Below are 20786 nucleotides of genomic sequence, written 5' to 3' on the forward strand. Positions count from 1 at the left end.
CTTCTATTCATTAGCAAATATTATTTTATTTACTTTTTTAGCAGTCACTACTATTGCTATGAGAATGCATATTAAATATAGCAATTTCGCAATAAACAACCACTCTTGAAACATTACAATTCCATCTATTATCTCATTTCCTTTCAATAACAAAAACGGTATCGTGCTAATTATAATGACAAACTCGATGCTGAAAACAATTTTCTTTTTTCGACTATATGCTTTTCATTCACTCCAGCGGTACAAAGGTGCAAAAATCAATACTCCTATACATAATATAACTGGTACCCATTCACTTTTAAGAAATTGCCCTGAAATAACCGATAATAGTAAACAAACGAGCACACCATAATACCCTATTTTCTCTCTCATTCGTCCTCCCCCATTCTACTTTTCCTAGAATTCCATTTTTAGGATTAATTGTATTGTATCATCCATTTTTACTCCTTACCATTACAGTACATGAAATTTCACTTTTTTCTTTTTCCTATACTCACATACTTTCTCTGCTTTCATACAATAAACTACACGAACGCCTAAAGGATGTGGATGTTATGGGAGTTGAATTAACGCTTTTACACGCTCTCTATGTTCTTTGTTTACTCACTATTATTACCTTCTTTATTTTTAGAAAAGATACGACGATTATTTGTAGCGTTTTTATCTTTTTGTTAGCATTAACCGCAACTAGTTCTATCCCTCTTGCCATTAGTGGTATCTTTCAAAGTTTCATTTACGCCATTACCGAACTATTACCAACTATATTAATCATCTCCATTATCGTATCGATGAGCAATCTACTCGTTCATACCGGTATTAATGATACGATGATTTCACCATTTACAAAAATGATTCGTACCCCTACCCTCGCCTACTGGATTATCGGCCTTTTAATGATGACAATTTCTTTCTTCTTTTGGCCTTCTCCAGCTGTCGCTTTAATGGGAGCTATTTTATTACCAGTCGCCGTACGCGTCGGCCTTCCTCCAATTGGAGTCGCAATTGCTATGAACTTATTTGGACACGGCATCGCCTTGTCAGGCGACTTCGTTATTCAGGGCGCTCCGAAATTAACAGCGGATGCTGCTGGTCTCCCTGTTTCCAGCGTCGTATCTGCAAGTGTTCCCCTCGTTATTGTTATGGGCGTTGTTACAACTTCTGTCGCTTTTTTCTTCTTACGGAAAGAATTTCATACAGGATTATCTTTGCAAGACTCTTCTTCATCAACTGAACCATCTAAAACTACTATTTTATTATCTCCTCGCATAAAGAAATGGCTCGCTATATGTATCCCTATCGTATATCTCATTGATATCCTTTGTATGATGCAGTTTAAACTGCAAGGAAGCGATGCTACAGCGCTAATCGGCGGAACGACAGTTATTATGATTATTATCATTTCTCTCATCGCCTACAAAGGAAATAGCCTGAATAAAACGACCGATTATTTTATAGAGGGGCTCCAATTTGGATTTAAAATTTTTGGTCCAGTTATTCCAATTGCTGCACTTTTTTATTTAGGGGATAGTGGCTTTGTAAAAATTATTGGAGACTATTTACCAAAAGGTTCACATGGAATCATTAACGACTTAGGAATCGCCTTATCTCAAACGGTTCCTTTAAATCAATACGTATCCGCTGGTACATTAACTATCGTCGGTGTTATAACAGGATTAGATGGATCTGGTTTTTCAGGTATATCACTTGCTGGTTCAATTGCAAATCTTTTTGGTACAGCACTTGGTCATGGAACAGCTACCCTAACAGCACTCGGACAAATCGCTGCTATATGGACTGGGGGCGGAACCTTAATTCCTTGGGCGCTTATTCCTGCCGCTGCCATTTGTAAAGTAGATCCATTTGAACTTGCACGCCGCAATTTTTTACCAGTTGCGATTGGTTTAATTGTCACCACGATCGTTGCGATGTTTATCCTATAACGTAAGCAAATATTCTCTTGCTTACGTTTTTTTATTGTACAATTCATAATAATGTACTGACTTTCAAAAGGGATTCGTTATTACTTAGCGAAATTATATTAGGAGAGTATTTCTTTCAAAACGTTTACGAAAAACAGATTACTGCAATTAGAAAAGGGGACATAACTATGAATGAATTGATTTTCGTCTTATTAATTTGTCCATTACTTATCTTTATCGTTTCTGTTATTGGAACACGTAGAACGAAAACGTATTACGTAATGCCGATTGTAACGTTTGCTAGTTTTTTAATAATAGGTGTTATCGCCTTCACTCCAAAATTTTTCTTTTGGGTTGGCATGTATAGCATCTTCTCGTTTATTGTTTCTTATATGACGCTATTGTTTGTGAGAGAATATGAAGTTGTAGAAAGCAATAAGTAGTTTTTAATAAGGAGATTTTAATATGTTTTTCTTTAATATTGATGGGACTTCACATAAAATTTTAACAATGATATAAAAAGACGACCGCGTTCCCCCGCAGTCGTCTTTTCTCGTATTACGCTGTAACCCAAGCCTCGTCAGCTGGATTTTTACGCCACTCTTGTAATTTTTTCGTTTCAGCTTGTCCGATCATACCTTTTTCTGCTGCAACTTCAGTTAATGCACTGTAATCACTTAAAGAATATGATGCTACGTTTGCTGCTTCTAGTTTCTCTTTTCCTGACTCAAGCTCGTACGTGAAGATTGATACGATTCCTAATACTTCACAGCCAGCTTCGCGAAGTGCTTCTACACATGTAATTGCACTACCGCCAGTTGAAATTAAGTCTTCTACTACTACTACTTTTTGACCTTTTTCAGCTTTTCCTTCGATTTGGTTCCCTTTACCGTGACCTTTTGCCTTACTACGTACGTAGCACATTGGTAAATCCATACGATCGCTTACCCATGCAGCGTGCGCAATACCAGCAGTTGCTGTTCCTGCAATAACTTCTACAGTTGGGAAGTGCTCTTTAATTAACTCTTCTAATCCAGCTGCAATCGCTTGGCGTACTTTTGGATAAGATAAAGTTAAACGATTATCACAATAAATTGGTGATTTCATACCAGAAGACCAAGTGAATGGATCATTCGGTTGTAAAAATACTGCTCCAATTTCTAATAAATGCGATGCGATTTCTTTTTTCATACTGTTACACCTTCCCACTGTTGTTTTACTATTTTATACGCTTCAAGCGGATTTTCTGCTTTTGTAATACTACGTCCAACTACGATGTAGCTTGAACCAAGTTCCCTCGCACGTTTCGGTGTTGCTACGCGCACCTGGTCATTTACATCATCGCTTGCAAGACGAATCCCCGGTGTTACTGTTACAAATTCATTTCCGCATACTTCACGTAATTTTGGTACTTCAAGTGTTGAACAAACAACGCCATCAAGTCCACTTTCTTTCGTTAATTTTGCATAATGAGCAACCGCTTCTTCTAACGTTTTCTCAATACCAATCTCTTTTTTCATCATAGCTTCCGAAGTGCTTGTTAGTTGTGTAACTGCAATACAAATCGGTCTCTCTTTTCCTTCTTGCTTACCTTCCTCTAATCCCTCAATCGCAGCTTTCATCATACTACTTCCCCCAGCAGCATGAACATTTACCATATCTACATCTAGACTAGCTAGGCTACGCATAGCGCTTTTTACCGTATTCGGAATATCATGAAGTTTTAAATCTAGAAAAATCTTATGTCCTTTTTCTTTTAAGTACGTAATAATTGCAGGACCCTCTTTGTAAAATAACTCCATACCCACTTTGACAAATAACTCTTCCCCTTCAAAGTGATGTAAGAATTGTTCTACCTCTTGTTTCCCTGGAAAATCTAGTGCAACAATTAGCGACTGTGACATACTTACTTCCAGCTCCTTCCTTGACATTCCGAAATGTGATCAAATCCTAATTCATCTAGTAATGCTGGTAATTCTTCAATAATTGTCGGACATACGAACGGATCAATAAAGTTTGCCGTTCCAACTGCAACCGCGCTTGCACCAGCATAGAAGAATTCAATTACATCTTCCGCTGTTTCAATACCACCCATTCCGATAATCGGAATATTAACCGCTTGACTTACTTCATGTACCATACGAATTGCTACTGGCTTAATCGCAGGCCCTGATAGTCCGCCCGTACGGTTTGCTAAAATTGGTTTTGCAGTTTTTAAATCTAGACGCATACCAAGCAATGTATTAATCATCGTTAAACCGTCCGCACCCGCATTTTCAATTGCTTTTGCAATTTCTACAATGTTTGCCACGTTCGGTGACAATTTCACATATACCGGTACTTCAGAAACCTCTTTTACTCGCTTCGTTAAATCAGCAGCAATTTCAGGATTTGTACCAAAAGCGATACCACCCGTTTTTACGTTTGGACAAGAAATATTTAATTCTAGCGCATGAACATTAGGTGCCTTTGAAATTGCCTTCGCAACCGCTACGTAATCCTCAGCTTGTGAACCCGCAACGTTTGCAATAATCGGAAGATCAAATTGCTCGAGAAAAGGTAATTCAGAATTCATTACCTTTTCTAATCCAGGATTTTGAAGCCCGATTGCATTTAGCATTCCGCCTGGTGTTTCAGCAACACGAGGCGTTGGGTTTCCATAACGAGGTTGTTCTGTTGTCGCTTTAATCATAATTGATCCAAGTACACTTAAATCATAGAACTGTGCATACTCACGACCAAATCCGAAGCAACCAGATGCTGGGATGATTGGATTTTTTAATGATAACCCTGGTAATTCAACTTGCAATCTGTTCATAGTACAACCTCCCCGATTGGAAATACTGGTCCGTCACTACACACCTTCTTGTAAGAATGTCCACTCGGATCTGCTTGTAAATGGCATACACACGCGAAACATGCTCCGATGCCACAGCCCATACGTTCTTCTAATGAAATGTAGGCTTTTCTCTCCTTATAGCGTCCTTCTAATGCACGAAGCATCGCTAAAGGTCCACATGAGTAGAGAATGTCAAAGTCAATTCCATAGCTATCAATTACATCTGTTACAAACCCTTTTGTACCATGTGTACCATCAACTGTTGCAACATACGTATCACCAAGCTCTGCGAATTTCGCTTCATAGAAGACAACATCTTTCGTTTGGAAACCTAAGATGTGAATAACGCGTACCCCTTTTGCTACAAGACGCTGTGACAATTCATATAGTGGTGGTACACCAATTCCCCCACCAACTAATAGAGCCGTTTGTCCAGATTCCGCTTCTTCTACAGGAAATCCATGCCCAAGTGGTCCTAACACATCTACAAGTTCACCTTGTTTTCTTTTCGCTAATGTTTTTGTTCCTTGTCCTTCCGCACGATATAGCATTGTAAATTCGTTCTTGTCTTGATCGACATTACAAATACTAATTGGGCGGCGCAGAAGGGGCGTAATGCCCTCTGCTACCTTAATGTGTACAAACTGCCCTGGATTGTTCATTTGCTGCACTAAATCCCCTTGAAGCACTAATTCGTAAATGTTTTTTGCAATTTCTTTTTGGTTAACGACGATCATATTTTGCTTTTGCATCATGCATGTACCACCTCGTGACGCTTCGTTTGCGTAATTTCTTTCATTGAATGAGCTGAGAATGTCATAGATTCTAATACTCTCAAGATTGCTCTCGTTGTATCAAGTGATGTTAAGCAAGCCACACCATTTTCTACTGATTCACGGCGAATGCGGAAACCATCACGCGCTGGTTGTTTTCCTTTTGTTAATGTATTGATTACAAACTGTGCTTTCCCTTGACGGATAATATCAAGTAAGTTGTAGTCTTCAGAATCAATTTTGTTTACAACTTGCACCGGAATGTTTTGTTCTGTTAGCGATTGTGCTGTTCCTGCTGTTGCTAATAAGTTATAGCCGATTTCATGGAAGCGTTTTGCAATTTCCAGCGCTTCTTCTTTATCTTTATCCGCTACAGTGATGATTACTGATCCGTGCGTCGGAATGTTAATTCCTGAAGCAACAAGTCCTTTATATAATGCTTTTTCAAGCGTTAAATCTTTCCCCATTACTTCCCCTGTTGACTTCATTTCAGGTCCTAATGTTGTATCAACTGAGCGTAGTTTCGCAAATGAGAATACCGGTGCTTTTACATACACTTCTTTCTCTTCTGGGTGATAGCCTGTTCCATATCCTTGTTCTACAAGGTTTTGCCCTAAAATAACTTTCGTTGCGACATTCGCCATTGGTACGCCTGTAATTTTACTTAAGAATGGTACTGTACGGCTCGCACGTGGATTTACTTCAATTACATACACTTCATCTTTGAATACTACAAACTGAATGTTTAGTAATCCAACAATGTTTAAACCTTTTCCAAGCGCAATTGTATGTTCAATAATTTGTTCTTTTAGTTTTTCAGATAAGCTCTGTGGTGGATATACTCCAATTGAATCCCCAGAGTGAACTCCAGCGCGTTCGATATGTTCCATAATACCTGGAATGAATACATTCTCACCGTCTGAAATTGCATCTACTTCAATTTCTTTACCAACCATATAACGGTCGATTAATACTGGGTGATCTGCGTGAACTTTAACCGCATTTTTCATGTAGTGCAGTAATTCTTCTTGACGATATACGATTTCCATCGCACGTCCACCTAGTACGTAAGATGGTCTTACTAATACTGGGTAACCAATTTTGTCAGCGATCGCTACTGCTTGCTCTACAGTCGTTGCTGTTTTACCAACTGGCTGCGGGATACCAAGCTTTGTTAAAGCTGCTTCAAACTTATCACGATCTTCTGCACGGTCTAAATCTTCAAGTGATGTTCCTAAGATTTTCACACCGTGTGCTTCTAATTTAGCTGCTAAGTTAATTGCCGTTTGTCCACCGAATTGGACGATAACACCTTCTGGCTTTTCTAAATCGATAATGTGCATTACATCTTCGATTGTTAATGGTTCAAAGTATAATTTGTCAGAAATACTGAAGTCTGTTGAAACTGTTTCTGGGTTGTTATTAACAATGATTGCCTCATATCCAGCTTCTTTTATTGCCCATACAGAGTGAACTGTTGCATAATCAAACTCAACACCTTGACCAATACGGATTGGACCAGATCCTAGTACAACTACACTCTTACGATCTGTTACAATCGATTCATTCTCGTCACCATATGTGCTGTAGTAGTATGGTGTTGCTGATTCAAACTCTGCCGCACAAGTATCTACCATCTTATAAACAGGAGTCATATTGCTTTCTTTACGCATATCGTAAATTTCACGCTCTGTTTTGTTCCAAGCATTGGCGATGTAATGGTCACTGAAGCCCATTTCTTTCGCAGATTGTAACACTTCCATATTTCCTACATTCGCTTTTACTTCGCGTTCCATGTTTACGATATTTTCAACTTTTTGTAAGAAGAAGAAGTCCATTTCACACCATTCGTTGATTTCTTCTTTCGTTACACCTTGACGGATTGCTTCTGCTACAACGAACAGACGCTCGTCATCAGCTTTTATAATACGCTTTTTCATCGTTTCTTTATCAAGCTCTTTTAAGTGGTCTAACTCTAGGTGATAAACGCCAAGCTCTAAAGAACGGATCGCTTTTAATAATGATTGTTCTAAGTTACGTCCGATTGACATAACTTCACCAGTTGCCTTCATTTGTGTACCAAGTGTTCTGTTTGCTGATTCAAACTTATCAAATGGCCAACGTGGAATTTTTGAAACAACATAGTCTAATGCTGGCTCGAAGCAAGCGTATGTTTTTTGTGTTACTGGGTTTACAATTTCATCTAATGTTAAACCGACTGCAATTTTTGCCGCTAGCTTCGCAATTGGATATCCAGTTGCTTTAGATGCTAGTGCAGACGAACGACTCACACGCGGGTTTACTTCGATTACATAGTATTGGAAGCTATGTGGATCAAGTGCAAGCTGAACGTTACATCCACCTTCAATTCCTAATGCACGAATAATTCTTAATGAAGTGTTTCGTAACATTTGATACTCACGGTCACTTAATGTTTGGCTCGGTGCTACAACGATAGAATCACCTGTGTGAACCCCAACCGGATCGATATTTTCCATGTTACATACTACAATCGCGTTATCATTCGAATCGCGCATTACTTCATATTCAATTTCCTTACAACCAGCAATACTCTTTTCTAATAGACATTGTGTTACTGGACTATGTTTTAATCCACCTGATACGATTTCAATTAGTTCTTCTTCATTATTACAGATTCCGCCACCTGTTCCCCCCATTGTAAATGCTGGGCGAACAATAACTGGATAACCAATTTCTTTTACAAATTCATGTGCTTCTTCCAGCGTATGAATAATCGTACTAGATGGAATTGGTTCATTTAATTCCTGCATTAATGTACGGAATAAGTCACGATCCTCGGCTTGCTCGATTGCTGATAATTTTGTTCCTAAAATTTCAACTCCGCACTCTTCAAGTATGCCTGATTTCGCAAGTTCAACAGCCATATTCAGGCCTGTTTGACCACCTAATGTTGGTAAGATTGCATCTGGACGTTCTTTACGAATGATACGGCTTACGAATTCTAGTGTTAATGGTTCTATATATACTTTATCTGCTGTTGCAGTATCTGTCATAATTGTTGCTGGGTTAGAGTTAACAAGGATTACTTTGTAACCTTCTTCTCTAAGAGATTGACAAGCTTGTGTACCAGAGTAATCAAACTCTGCTGCTTGCCCAATTACAATTGGTCCTGATCCGATTACTAAAATTGTGTTAATGTCTAGGCGTTTTGGCATAACTCTTCCCCTTCTTTCTTGAAGTTTTCAATCATTGCTAAGAAATCTTCGAATAAATCATTTGCATCTTCTGGTCCTGCAGAAGCTTCTGGATGGTATTGCACTGTAAATGCTGGGAACTTCGTATGACGAAGACCTTCTACTGTTCCATCATTTAAAGCAACATGTGTAATTTCCAGTTCTGTATTTCCAACTGATTCTTCTTCTACTGCGTAACCATGGTTTTGAGATGTAATTGCTACTTTTCCAGTTGCAAGATTTTTTACTGGATGATTTAAACCACGGTGACCGAATTTTAACTTACTTGTATTCGCACCAGATGCTAGGGCGAACAATTGATGTCCTAGGCAAATCCCGAATAAAGGAACTTTACCAATAATTTCTTTTAACATTTCAATTGCTTCTGGTACATCTTTTGGGTCCCCAGGTCCATTACTTAACATAATTCCATCTGGGCTAAGGCGTAGAATTTCTTCTGCTGTTGTATTGTAAGGTACAACAATTACATCACAATCACGCTTATTTAATTCTCGTAAAATACCATGTTTCATTCCGAAGTCTACAAGTACAACGCGATGACCACGGCCTGGACTTGGATATGGATCTTTTGTTGATACGCGTTTCACATGATCTGTAAAGACAGTTGCTTTCAGTTGACTAACGATGTCCTCTACATCCACATCCATATTGCAAAGACGTCCGCGTAAAGTTCCATATTGACGAATTTTTCTTGTTAATTTTCTCGTATCAATTCCTGCTAATCCTGGAATATTTCTTTCTTTCAAGTAATCATTTAACGAAATTTCATTACGGAAGTTTGATGGATGATCACAAATTTCGTTTACGATTAAACCATTTACAGATGGGTGAATTGATTCAAAATCATCACGGTTAATGCCGTAGTTTCCGATTAATGGATACGTAAATGTTACGATTTGACCGCAGTATGATGGATCAGATAAAGTTTCTTGATATCCAGTCATCCCAGTTGTAAATACAACCTCACCTGACTTTTCGATTTCTCCTCCGAAACCTTTTCCAATTAATACTGTTCCATCTTCTAAGATAAGTTGTCTTTTCATACTAATGCACTCTCCTTTTGCCATGCGATCTTACCACCAACGATTGTCATAACCGGCCAACCTTGGCATTTCCAACCTGCGAATGGTGTATTTTTTCCTTTTGATAAGAATGTTGTTGGATCAATTTCTTCTTCTTGTTCTAAATCGATAATTGTAATATCAGCTGTTCTACCTTCTATTAGGCGCCCTGCTTCTAAACCGAATGTGTCAGCCGGTTTTTCTGTTAAGAATTGAATTAGTTGCTCTAATGTAATGATTCCTTTTTTCACAAGGTTCGTATATAAAAGTGGGAATGCTGTTTCAAACCCAGTAATTCCGAACGGTGCTCTTTCAATCCCTTGCGCTTTCTCTTCTGCAGTATGCGGTGCATGGTCAGTTGCGATCATATCAATTGTTCCATCTAATAGTCCTTCAATTAACGCTGCATGATCTTCTTTTCCTCGAAGCGGCGGGTTCATTTTAAAGTTAGGATCAGCCGATGGGATATCATCTTCACATAATACTAAGTGATGCGGTGTTACTTCTGCTGTCACCTTAATTCCAGCACGTTTCGCATCACGGATTACACGTACAGATCCTTTTGTACTTACGTGACACACGTGATAGTGACAATTTGCAGCTTCCGCAAGTAAGATGTCCCGGGCAATATGTACGGATTCACATACTGATGGGATACCGTTTAATCCGTGTTTCTCAGAAAACTTCCCTTCATGTACACATCCTTTATTAATAAGTGTGTTCTCTTCACAGTGTGCAACAACTGCCATATTTAATTTCGATGCACGCTTCATAGCAGCTAACATCATGCTTGCATCTTGCACGCCTACGCCATCATCAGTGAAAGCAAACGCTCCAAGTTCTTTTAACGTTTCAAAATCAGTCATTTCAGAACCTGCTTGACGTACTGTAATGGCTCCATATGGTAATACATTTACATGTGCTTTTTCTTTAATACGCTTTTGCAGGTCTTCCATATGTTCTTTACAATCTGGTACTGGGCGTGTGTTTGGCATTGCGCAAATTGTAGTAAATCCACCTTTTGCTGCTGCAAGTGTTCCTGTTTCAATTGTTTCTTTATGTTCACCACCTGGTTCACGAAGATGAACGTGTACATCTACTAATCCAGGTGCGATTAACTTTCCATTTACATCGATTACTTCAGCATTATCTGCCGTAATATTTTCTGCTACCTTCGCAATTTTACCGTCTTGTACAAGAAGATCTGTTGCTACAATTGTTCCTTCTTCATTCATATAACGACCGTTTTTAAACAAATAATTCATGTTTCATTCCTCCTAATACATTTGGTAATGCGCGTTTTAGTACAGCCATTCTTACGTAGACCCCGTTTTCCATTTGCTTAAATATGCGTGAGCGTTCACACTCGACAAGTTCACTCGCAATTTCAACATCACGGTTTACAGGGGCTGGATGCATAATAATGCTTCCTTCTTTCATACGTTTTTCTCTTTCAACTGTTAACCCATGTTGCTCGTGATACTCTTTCATAATGTCTGTTTCATAATGGTCATGACGCTCATGTTGTACACGAAGTAACATCAGCACATCCACTTCTGGAACAAGTTCATCTAAACTCTTGTACGTTCCAAATGTGTTCTCTTCATCTTTCCACTCTTCTGGGCTTGCAAAGTAAATTGTCGCGCCCAGTTTCGTTAATGCCTCTGCATTAGAACGTGCTACTCGGCTATGACGAACATCCCCAACTATTGCAATCTTCAAACCTTCAAATCTTCCAAACTCTTGTTTAATTGTTAGAAGATCGAGTAGACATTGCGTTGGATGATTTCCACATCCATCTCCAGCGTTCAAGATTGGGATATTCACCTGATCTTTTAATTCATCGAAGTAACGATCTTGCTCATGGCGGATGACTACCGCTTTTGTTCCGATTGATTCTAGTGTTCTTATCGTATCGTATAAAGTTTCTCCTTTTTGTACGCTAGATGCATCTGCGGAAAAGTCTAATACTTCAAGTCCTAATCTCTTCTCAGCAACTTCAAAGCTAAATCTCGTCCTCGTACTATTCTCAAAGAACAAGTTCGCAACAAATGTTTGCTCTGTCGTTTTTCTCTCTTTTCCATTCGCGAAATTTTCTGCGTCTTTTAGGATTTCTGAAATTTCTTGTTCCGATAATTCACTCATCGTTAACAAATGGCTCATCGTCATCCCTCATCTTTCTGTTTTTTATGATAACATCATTGAATTTATATAACAATAACTGCATAAAAATACCCCAGCCTTTGAGACTAGGGTGCGTTAAAGTAGCCACCCTTTTCTATCTCACAGGACTGAATTAAAAGGTTATTTTTATGAAGCAATCTGCTTAGATTGTTTTGTTTTATTTGTTTGTTTTGTCTCTGGTAGTAGTAGATTTAATAGTACACCTACAATTGCTGCTAGTGCCATTCCTTCTACTTGGAACGATTCACCTACGTGTAGTACCGCCCCGCCAATACCGATTACTAGTATAACTGATGCAATCATTAAGTTTCGTTTGTCACCTAAGTCTGTTTTATCGTCTACCATCATGCGTAAACCACTTGATGCGATTACACCGAAGAGTAAGATTGATACACCACCCATAACCGGTGTTGGAATCGAATGAATCAGTGCTGAAATCTTCCCGATAAATCCAAACATGATTGCGAACACTGCTGAACCGATGAATAAGTATACACTGTATGCTCTCGTAATTGCTAGCACACCGATGTTTTCACCATATGTTGTATTCGGTGGTCCTCCTATTAGTGATGCGATCAATGTTGCTACCCCATCACCGAAGATTGAACGATGTAAACCTGGTTTTTCAATTAAATCTCTTTTAATAACATTTCCAAGTACAATTTGATGTCCGATATGTTCTGAAATTGTTACAAGTGCAACTGGTACCATTAAGAGTACAATTTTCCATGAAAACTCCGGAGTGTATGTTACAAACGGTACTGTGAAATCTGGTATGACAAACCATTTCGCCTCAGCTACTGGCTTTAAATCTACTAGCCCTTGGAAGTAAGCGAATATATACCCGCCGATGATTCCAAGTAGCACTGGTATGATACTGAAAAACCCTCTCCCGAATATGGAGCAAATGATTGTAATTGCTAATGTTACTAATGCTACTGAAAAGTGTGTAATGCTATACTTACCATCCGCACCGTTCATCGCCATGTTCACTGCTGTATGTGCTAAAGATAAACCGATTACCATTACGACTGGTCCAACTACGATTGGCGGAAGTAATTTCATAATCCATTCTGACCCAGATTTCTTAATTCCGAGTGAGATTAAGATGTACACAAGTCCCGCAAGCATTCCACCAAGCATCGCTGCTCCAGGTCCACCTGCTGTTTTCGCTGTAATAATTGGTGCAATAAAGGCGAATGATGATCCTAAATATGCTGGTACTTGACCTTTCGTTATTAGAAGAAACGCTAGCGTTCCTAATCCACTTGATATTAAAGCTACTGATGGATTCAGTCCTGTTAAAAACGGAACAAGCACTGTTGATCCAAACATCGCGAACAAATGTTGTATACTTAATAATAACCATTTTCCCGGTTTCGGTACTTCATGAATGTCTAACACTGGCTTTTGCTCCATTGTTACATCCTCCTTCAGTTTTGATTTTTGCAATAAAAAAACTCTTTGTGCCTGTGCACAAAGAGTCCTACACTTTCGTATGCCAAATTTGACATATGAAAGCCAAGACCCTTTGGCAGCCTCACAGGACTACATTTAAAAGGGCTTTACTTATCGTATATGCTTACTCGATCTTGTTGATCTGTCTCTTGCAAATCAACTTCGATACGCTCTTCACTAGATGTTGGAATGTTCTTTCCTACATAATCAGCGCGAATTGGTAATTCACGATGACCTCTATCAACAAGAACAGCCAATTGGATTTGTGATGGTCTACCTAAATCCATAAGAGCATCCATTGCTGCTCGAACTGTTCTTCCTGTATATAACACATCATCCACAAGGATAACTTTTTTCTTCGTAATATCTACAGGAATATCAGAACCTTTTACAAGTGGTTCTTTATGTTTCGATTGTAGTGTTAAATCATCACGATATAACGTAATATCTAACTCTCCTACTTCCATCTCTTTTCCTTCAATTTGACCAATTCGTTCTGCCAAACGTTGTGCAATAAAAATTCCACGTGTTTTTATTCCGACAAGAACACAATTATCGACACCTTTATTTCGTTCCACGATTTCATGACTAATTCGTGTTAAAGCGCGGCGAATCATTTGGTCATCTAAAACTACAGCTTTCTCTTGCATGCTCTACACCTCCAAGCTTTTTTTCTTGCGTGAGAGTAATGGTATAAAAAAAGTCCTCTCAGCGTGTGCGAGAGGACTTTTGAAAAAAGGGTACAACATACCCTAAGTATTTCAAACCGTTACCTTCTCAACCTCACGGGGCTGTGTTAAAGGATCATTATTTAACTGTTGTCAGTATCTCAGTTTTCTTATGATTTGTCAATACTATTTCCGTAAAATATTTAGCGCTTCTTCAAACACTTCTGGAATCGGTGCCTCAAACTCAATATATTCACCAGTACGAGGGTGATCGAAACCTAAAATCCCTGCATGAAGTGCTTGTCCATTCATATCTAATGTTTTCTTCGGACCATACTTCGGATCCCCTGCAAGTGGATAACCAATATATTTCATATGAACACGAATTTGGTGTGTACGTCCCGTTTCTAAGCGACATTCTACAAGTGTGAAATCCTTAAATCGCTCTAACACTTGGAAATGTGTAACAGCATTCTTACCATTTTCATCAACGGTCATACTTTGACGTTCTTTTTTATCACGACCAATTGGAGCATCAATTGTTCCTTTATCATGTGGAATTACACCATGTACAATCGCTTTGTAGCGTCTTGTTACCGTTTTTGCTACAAGTTGATTTACAAGTGATTCGTGCGCCACATCATTTTTAGCAACCATTAATAATCCAGATGTATCCTTATCAATACGGTGTACTATACCAGGACGCATTACACCGTTAATACCTGATAGGTCTGTACAATGATGCATAAGTCCGTTTACAAGCGTACCTTTCGTATGCCCTGGTGCTGGATGTACTACCATGCCACGCGGCTTATTTACAACTAGTACATCGGCATCTTCATAATAAACTTCTAAATTCATATCTTCCGGTTGAATATCTAACTCTTCTGGCTCGGGAATTGTTACTGTAATTTCATCATTTCCTTTTACTTTATAATTCCCTTTAACTGATTTCCCATTTACTGTCACAACAGCATCTTTAATCCATTGCTGCACTTGTGAACGTGACCATTCACTGTTTATTTCTGCAACGAATTTATCAATTCGCTCGCTTTTTTGTTCTTCTGCAACTGTTACTTGTACTACTTCACTCATTCAATTACTCCTTCGTTTTCTTTCCTTCTAATACTGTTTGAATAATAATTAATACAACTCCAATACATAATGCTGAGTCAGCTATATTGAATACTGGATAGTTGTACGAGAAAATATACACGTGAATGAAATCCACTACTTCTTGTCTAAATACACGATCAATAAAATTGCCAATTGCTCCGCCTAAAATTAGACCTAATGAAATACCTAGAAGCTTGTCCGTTTTCGCATATTTTTTCATATAAAATACGATAAATACTACGAAAATGACTGTAATAATGTAGAAAAACCACATTTTATTTTCTAAAATACCCCAGGCAGCTCCTCTATTTCGATGTGATGTTATGTATAATACATTATCGATAATCGGAATGCTCGTACCCAATTCCATGTTCTTTACAATTAGCCACTTCGATATTTGATCGATGGCAATGACAAATAACGCTATTACATAATATATCATTTTCATTTCCCCCACAAAGACAGTGTACCTCAAAATTTTAGCATAGCTGCTATCTTTTCACAATGAACCTTTACGGAAGAATAAAATAAATTGAAAAAAGGTAACATAATATCGTTGTGCGCACTCATACATTTACCTTTTCATAGAAAAATTCATGAATAGTACGAGCAGTCGGCATTGTTTTCATTTGTTTTGTAGGAATCGCTCTCCCAGTTTCTTCACAAATACCGTACATGTCTATTTCCATTTTAAACAATGCACGTTCTACATCTTTTAAATCCTCTTTTATATCATGTAATAGCAATTTTTTCTTTGTCTCTTCCTTTATTTCGTATCCAAGTTCTTGCCCAAATTCCATATAGTATGTGTGCATTACTTCTTTCGCCAGTCTATCTTGCAACTCTTTTCTCATCAATTGCAATTCTTCTTTTATTTCCATATAAATTTCATTCACGTGTACATTCCTCCCAGCTGCAATGTACAATTAGTGTGTCCGAAATTTCCACGCTTACCTCACACACATTTTTCCTTCATAGGAAAGAGAGTGAAAGTTATTTCGATATATCATCAACAAAAAACTGACTGCTATTATGAGCAGTCAGTTTTTCTATTATTTTACATAATTTTCTTTAACAACCGTTGCACAACGCTCACATAATGTTTCATGTTCCGCATCTTTACCAATTGTTTCTGAAACAACCCAACAACGTTCACATGTGTCACCCGTTGCCTGAGCTACAACAACCGCTGTATGCTCATACTTAGGCGCATCTGCTGGCGCTTCTTCTATCATACCACCAAGTTTATACTCAGAAACGATAAATAGTTGCTTTAAGTCTTCACTAATAGACTCTAACATAGCTTTCATTTCTGCAGTCGGATATAGTGTAATACTTGCATTTAATGACTTACCAATTACTTTTTCATTACGAGCGACTTCTAACGCTTTTAATACGTCATCACGTAACGTCATAAATGCATCCCATTTTGTTTTTAACGCTTCAGCACCATCTACTTCTACAACTTCTGGCATATTAGTTAACTGTACGCTCTCTTCTTCTGCACCAGGAACATAAGGCCATACTTCATCAGCTGTATGAGGTAAGATTGGTGTTACAAGTTTTGTTAATGCAACAAGAACATCATATAATACTGTTTGAATTGCGCGGCGATCTTGGTGATTTGCACCTTCAATATATAAAATGTCTTTCGCAAAGTCTAAATAGAATGAACTTAAATCAATTGTACAGAAGTTATGGATTGCATGATATACTGCTGCAAAGTCATATGCTTCATATGCTTCTTTCACTTTTGTAATTAAGTCATTTAATTTTACTAACATGTAACGGTCCACTTCACGAAGCTCAGCTGCCGCCACTTTATTTTCACCTGGATTAAAGTCATCTAAGTTTCCTAATAAGAAACGGAATGTATTACGGATTTTACGATATACTTCTGCTACTTGTTTTAAAATATCATCTGAAATACGTACATCAGATTGATAGTCAACAGAAGAAACCCATAAGCGTAAAATATCTCCGCCTAATTGATCCATAATTTTCTTCGGTACGACGATGTTTCCAATCGACTTACTCATTTTACGTCCGTCACCATCTAGTACGAAACCGTGGCTTAGAACACCTTTATACGGTGCTTTACCTGTTACAGCAACTGCTGTTGATAATGAAGAGTTAAACCAACCACGATATTGGTCAGATCCTTCTAAATATAAATCTGCTGGACGTTGTAAATCATCACGCTCTTCTAATACCGCTTGGTGAGAAGAACCTGAATCAAACCATACATCCATAATGTCTGTTTCTTTACGGAATTCACCATTTGGGCTACCTGGATGTGTAAATCCTTCTGGTAATAGATCTTTCGCTTCACGCTCGAACCATACGTTAGAACCGTGTTCACCGAATAAATCTGCTACATTGCTAATTGTTTCATCTGTAATAATTGGGTCTCCATTTTCCGCATAAAATACTGGAATTGGTACACCCCATGCACGTTGACGAGAAATACACCAATCACCACGGTCACGAACCATATTATGAAGACGAGTCTCACCCCATGCTGGCACCCATTTCGTTTCTTCAACAGCTTGTAATAATTCTTTACGGAACGCTTCAATAGATGCAAACCACTGTGCTGTTGCACGGAAAATAATTGGTTTTTTCGTTCTCCAATCATGTGGGTATGAATGCGTAATAAATGTTAATTTTAGTAACGCGCCTACCTCTTCTAACTTTTCCGTAATTGGTTTATTAGCTTTATCATAGAATAGACCTTCAAATCCAGGTGCTTCATTTGTTAACACACCTTTGTCATCAACTGGACAAAGAACTTCTAAACCATATTTCTTACCAACAAGGAAATCGTCTTCCCCGTGTCCTGGTGCTGTATGAACACAACCTGTACCAGCATCTGTTGTAACGTGGTCACCTAGCATAACTAAAGAATCACGATCGTAGAATGGGTGTTTTGCAACTGTATACTCAAGTTCGCTACCTTTTACCGTTTTCACAACTTCAGCATTTTCCCACTCTAACGTTTTTTCAACTGTCTCAAATAGTTCAGAAGCAATAATATATTTCTCATCATTTACGTTCACAATAGCATATTCAAGTTCTGGATGAACAGAAATACCTAAGTTTGCAGGTAACGTCCAAGGTGTTGTTGTCCAAATAATGAACTTCTCATCACCTTCTAATACGTTCTTTCCGTCTTTTACAGGGAATGCTACGTAAATAGATGCTGATTTTTTATCTTGGTATTCAATTTCAGCTTCTGCTAAAGCAGATTCACTTGTTGGAGACCAATAAACAGGTTTCTGACCTTTATAGATATAACCTTTTTTCGCCATGTCACCAAACACTTTAATTTGCTGTGCTTCATAAGCAGGCTCTAAAGTAATGTATGGATTATCCCAATCTGCACGTACACCTAAACGCTTAAATTGTTCACGTTGACGTTCTACTTGTTCATATGCATACTCTGCGCATAACTTACGGAACTCAGCAACTGTCATTTCTTTACGCTTTACACCTTTATTCGTTAAAGCTTGTTCAATCGGTAAACCGTGCGTATCCCAACCTGGCACATATGGTGCACAGTATCCTGTCATTGATTTAAAACGAACAATAAAGTCTTTTAACACTTTATTTAGTGCGTGTCCCATATGGATGTCACCATTTGCATATGGAGGTCCATCATGTAGTACAAATAAAGGACGACCTTTCGTATGTTCTTGTACCTTTTCATAAATATTCACTTCAGCCCATTTTTCTTGCATTGCAGGCTCGCGTTTCGGTAAATTCCCACGCATCGGGAATTCTGTTTTTGGCATTAGTAATGTATTTTTGTACTCCATGCTCAATTCCTCCTTAAATATATAAACGACAGACCTTAAAAAAGGGAATAAAAAAGAGACCTCTCATCCCCAAAAAGGGACGAGAAAGTCTCCCGCGGTACCACCCTAGTAGACCATATACAAATGCATAAGGTCCTCTTTATATTCTTAACGCGAATATACGCCTACGCTTACTAAATTTGTTCAGCGCGGAACTCCAGGGTGATATTCCCATTATCTCCTTATCCTGAGCTTACACTATCCTCAGTTCGCTATATAAGGTATGAAAAAGGTACTTATCCCTATCTTCGTTTTTCTTAATAAATATGCTGTTTAAAATTATATGTAATAATGAGAAAAACGTCAAGCTTACACTGTTTCTTCTTTTTTCAACAGTTCGTCCACTTCGTCTTCTAACTCAATTAATTTGTCCCAATCATCGTTGCTTAACATTTCAAGCTGTGTTTCTAACAACATACGGAAACGAGTGCGGAATACTTTCGCTTGTTTCTTTAACTCTTCAATATCAAATGCAACTTTTCTTGATTTTACTAATGCTTCGTTAATGATACGATCTGCATTTTTTTCTGCTTCACGTACAATTAATTTTGCTTCTTTTTGTGCATTACGCTTCACTTCTTCAGCAGCTTCTTGTGCGACAATGATAGATTTGTTCAGTGTATCTTCAATATTAGAAAAATGATCTAACTTTCCTTCTAATTGTGCAACCTTTTCTTCTAAAGCTTTTTTCTCACGAATGACTAATTCATAATCTTTGATGATTTGATCAAGAAACTCATTTACTTGATCTTCATCGTAGCCACGAAATCCGCGACCAAATTCTTTGTTATGAATATCTAATGGTGTTAACGGCACAACGCCACCTCCAAGTAATTATCTAAATTTCCTCTTTCAATTATATCTTTTCTTCGACAAAATAAGAGAATTTCCTTCTAAAAAACCAATCATTTTAGTATACCATACAAAACTCTCCATTTGTCGCGCTTCGTTTTACCTTCTACAGAAAATAATTTACTTCGTCCATACCCTCTAACCGAGAAAACATCCCCCGGAAAACATTCATACGAAGTTTGCTCTACTGTTTTCCAATTGACTTTTACTAGGCCACCTTTTATAAGAGGCTGTACTTTCTGCCTAGATATATGCAGCATTTCAGCTAATAAAACATCTAGACGAAGTGACGAAACTGTTCCAGATTTTTCTCCCCACTTTTCACCTACACGCAAAACTTTCTCTACTTGTATAGGAGAGAGTGTGACTTTCATTTTCCCTATTGATTGTAAGTTCATTTCAATATAGGATACAACCTCTTTCGCAACTGCAATTTGGGCACGATCTTCTTGAAGCAAAATATCACCACATTTTTCCCTTGTTAAACCAAGTGACATGAATGCACCTAATATTTGCCTATGTTCTAGCGTGAAAAACTTGGAAGGATAGTCAATTTCTAATACTTCTACTTGAAATTCCTCTTCATTTAATTCTAGATAATCTGGATAAATTAGTGCTCTTTTTCGTTCGGCTTCAGGCATCGCACCATCAAACCGTACAGCTACATCTCCTTGCCCTATTACCATAGAAACAATTTGTTGCTGTCTTGGATCAAGAAAATCTGTTAACTTGACTTGATGGTACTCAGCAGCCTGTTTCCACTCTATTACTTTATCCACAAAGACCTCTTCATCAGGTCTAAAATGCTCGTAGATGCTCATGT

At 38.1% G+C, this 20786-nt stretch carries 18 protein-coding genes, 1 pseudogene and 1 other annotated feature; of the genes and pseudogenes, 2 read left to right on the forward strand and 17 right to left on the reverse strand.

Annotation, left to right across the window (positions count from 1 at the left end; all coding sequences use genetic code 11):
* Positions 1 to 3: 3 nt before the first annotated feature.
* Positions 4 to 372: pseudogene (locus V7038_RS07975) on the reverse strand (YoqO family protein).
* 182 nt (positions 373 to 554) lie between these two features.
* Here V7038_RS07975 and V7038_RS07980 point away from each other — a divergent pair.
* On the forward strand, positions 555 to 1940 hold the full coding sequence (locus V7038_RS07980) for a hypothetical protein (protein WP_335469786.1): 1386 nt from the start codon (positions 555 to 557) through the stop codon (positions 1938 to 1940).
* Between the two features lie 167 nt (positions 1941 to 2107).
* The gene (locus tag V7038_RS07985) at positions 2108 to 2362 is read left to right on the forward strand and encodes a YbeF family protein (protein ID WP_335469788.1); all 255 of its coding nucleotides are present in this window, start codon (positions 2108 to 2110) and stop codon (positions 2360 to 2362) included.
* 115 nt (positions 2363 to 2477) lie between these two features.
* On the opposite strand, the gene pyrE is transcribed toward V7038_RS07985, so the two are convergent.
* From pyrE to V7038_RS08065, 16 genes are all read right to left on the reverse strand, one after another.
* Complete coding sequence (gene pyrE, locus V7038_RS07990) at positions 2478 to 3110, reverse strand: orotate phosphoribosyltransferase (protein WP_000711455.1); 633 nt, start codon at positions 3108 to 3110, stop codon at positions 2478 to 2480.
* Positions 3107 to 3823 (reverse strand): orotidine-5'-phosphate decarboxylase, encoded by a 717-nt coding sequence (gene pyrF / locus V7038_RS07995; protein WP_002088237.1) that lies wholly within the window; start codon positions 3821 to 3823, stop codon positions 3107 to 3109. The genes pyrE and pyrF overlap by 4 nt, the downstream gene beginning before the upstream one ends.
* Positions 3824 to 3825: 2 nt before the next feature.
* Positions 3826 to 4737: a dihydroorotate oxidase B catalytic subunit gene (gene pyrD / locus V7038_RS08000; protein WP_002111413.1), complete on the reverse strand. Its 912-nt coding sequence runs from the start codon at positions 4735 to 4737 to the stop codon at positions 3826 to 3828.
* Positions 4734 to 5513 carry a dihydroorotate oxidase B electron transfer subunit gene (gene pyrK / locus V7038_RS08005; RefSeq protein WP_002111414.1) on the reverse strand — a complete coding sequence of 260 codons (780 nt, stop codon included), beginning with the start codon at positions 5511 to 5513 and terminating at the stop codon, positions 4734 to 4736. Before pyrK ends, pyrD begins: the two co-directional genes overlap by 4 nt.
* Positions 5510 to 8728: a carbamoyl-phosphate synthase large subunit gene (gene carB, locus V7038_RS08010; RefSeq protein ID WP_002111415.1), complete on the reverse strand. Its 3219-nt coding sequence runs from the start codon at positions 8726 to 8728 to the stop codon at positions 5510 to 5512. Before carB ends, pyrK begins: the two co-directional genes overlap by 4 nt.
* On the reverse strand, positions 8713 to 9810 hold the full coding sequence (locus V7038_RS08015; RefSeq protein ID WP_002111416.1) for a carbamoyl phosphate synthase small subunit: 1098 nt from the start codon (positions 9808 to 9810) through the stop codon (positions 8713 to 8715). Before V7038_RS08015 ends, carB begins: the two co-directional genes overlap by 16 nt.
* Positions 9807 to 11093: a dihydroorotase gene (gene pyrC, locus V7038_RS08020; protein WP_002111417.1), complete on the reverse strand. Its 1287-nt coding sequence runs from the start codon at positions 11091 to 11093 to the stop codon at positions 9807 to 9809. The genes V7038_RS08015 and pyrC overlap by 4 nt, the downstream gene beginning before the upstream one ends.
* Positions 11077 to 11991 (reverse strand): aspartate carbamoyltransferase, encoded by a 915-nt coding sequence (gene pyrB / locus V7038_RS08025; protein ID WP_002111418.1) that lies wholly within the window; start codon positions 11989 to 11991, stop codon positions 11077 to 11079. The genes pyrC and pyrB overlap by 17 nt, the downstream gene beginning before the upstream one ends.
* A gap of 147 nt (positions 11992 to 12138) precedes the next feature.
* Positions 12139 to 13431 (reverse strand): uracil permease, encoded by a 1293-nt coding sequence (gene uraA / locus V7038_RS08030; RefSeq protein ID WP_002111419.1) that lies wholly within the window; start codon positions 13429 to 13431, stop codon positions 12139 to 12141.
* A gap of 146 nt (positions 13432 to 13577) precedes the next feature.
* Complete coding sequence (gene pyrR, locus V7038_RS08035) at positions 13578 to 14120, reverse strand: bifunctional pyrimidine operon transcriptional regulator/uracil phosphoribosyltransferase (RefSeq protein ID WP_001156489.1); 543 nt, start codon at positions 14118 to 14120, stop codon at positions 13578 to 13580.
* A gap of 204 nt (positions 14121 to 14324) precedes the next feature.
* Positions 14325 to 15233: an RluA family pseudouridine synthase gene (locus V7038_RS08040; RefSeq protein ID WP_002111420.1), complete on the reverse strand. Its 909-nt coding sequence runs from the start codon at positions 15231 to 15233 to the stop codon at positions 14325 to 14327.
* 4 nt (positions 15234 to 15237) lie between these two features.
* Positions 15238 to 15696 carry a lipoprotein signal peptidase LspA gene (gene lspA, locus V7038_RS08045; RefSeq protein WP_002111421.1) on the reverse strand — a complete coding sequence of 153 codons (459 nt, stop codon included), beginning with the start codon at positions 15694 to 15696 and terminating at the stop codon, positions 15238 to 15240.
* Between the two features lie 124 nt (positions 15697 to 15820).
* Positions 15821 to 16150: a hypothetical protein gene (locus V7038_RS08050; protein ID WP_002111422.1), complete on the reverse strand. Its 330-nt coding sequence runs from the start codon at positions 16148 to 16150 to the stop codon at positions 15821 to 15823.
* Between the two features lie 156 nt (positions 16151 to 16306).
* Positions 16307 to 19072: an isoleucine--tRNA ligase gene (gene ileS2, locus V7038_RS08055; protein WP_335469792.1), complete on the reverse strand. Its 2766-nt coding sequence runs from the start codon at positions 19070 to 19072 to the stop codon at positions 16307 to 16309.
* Positions 19073 to 19144: 72 nt separating this feature from the next.
* Positions 19145 to 19369 (reverse strand) — a binding site (T-box leader).
* 51 nt (positions 19370 to 19420) lie between these two features.
* The gene (gene divIVA, locus V7038_RS08060; protein WP_002088249.1) at positions 19421 to 19927 is read right to left on the reverse strand and encodes a septum site-determining protein DivIVA; all 507 of its coding nucleotides are present in this window, start codon (positions 19925 to 19927) and stop codon (positions 19421 to 19423) included.
* 89 nt (positions 19928 to 20016) lie between these two features.
* Positions 20017 to 20784, reverse strand: coding sequence for an RNA-binding protein (locus V7038_RS08065; RefSeq protein ID WP_002111424.1), 768 nt, complete (start codon positions 20782 to 20784; stop codon positions 20017 to 20019).
* Between the last annotated feature and the right edge of the window lie 2 nt (positions 20785 to 20786).

It is taken from the genome of Bacillus sp. JJ783 (assembly GCF_036963225.1).
Classification (GTDB): domain Bacteria; phylum Bacillota; class Bacilli; order Bacillales; family Bacillaceae_G; genus Bacillus_A; species Bacillus_A cereus_U.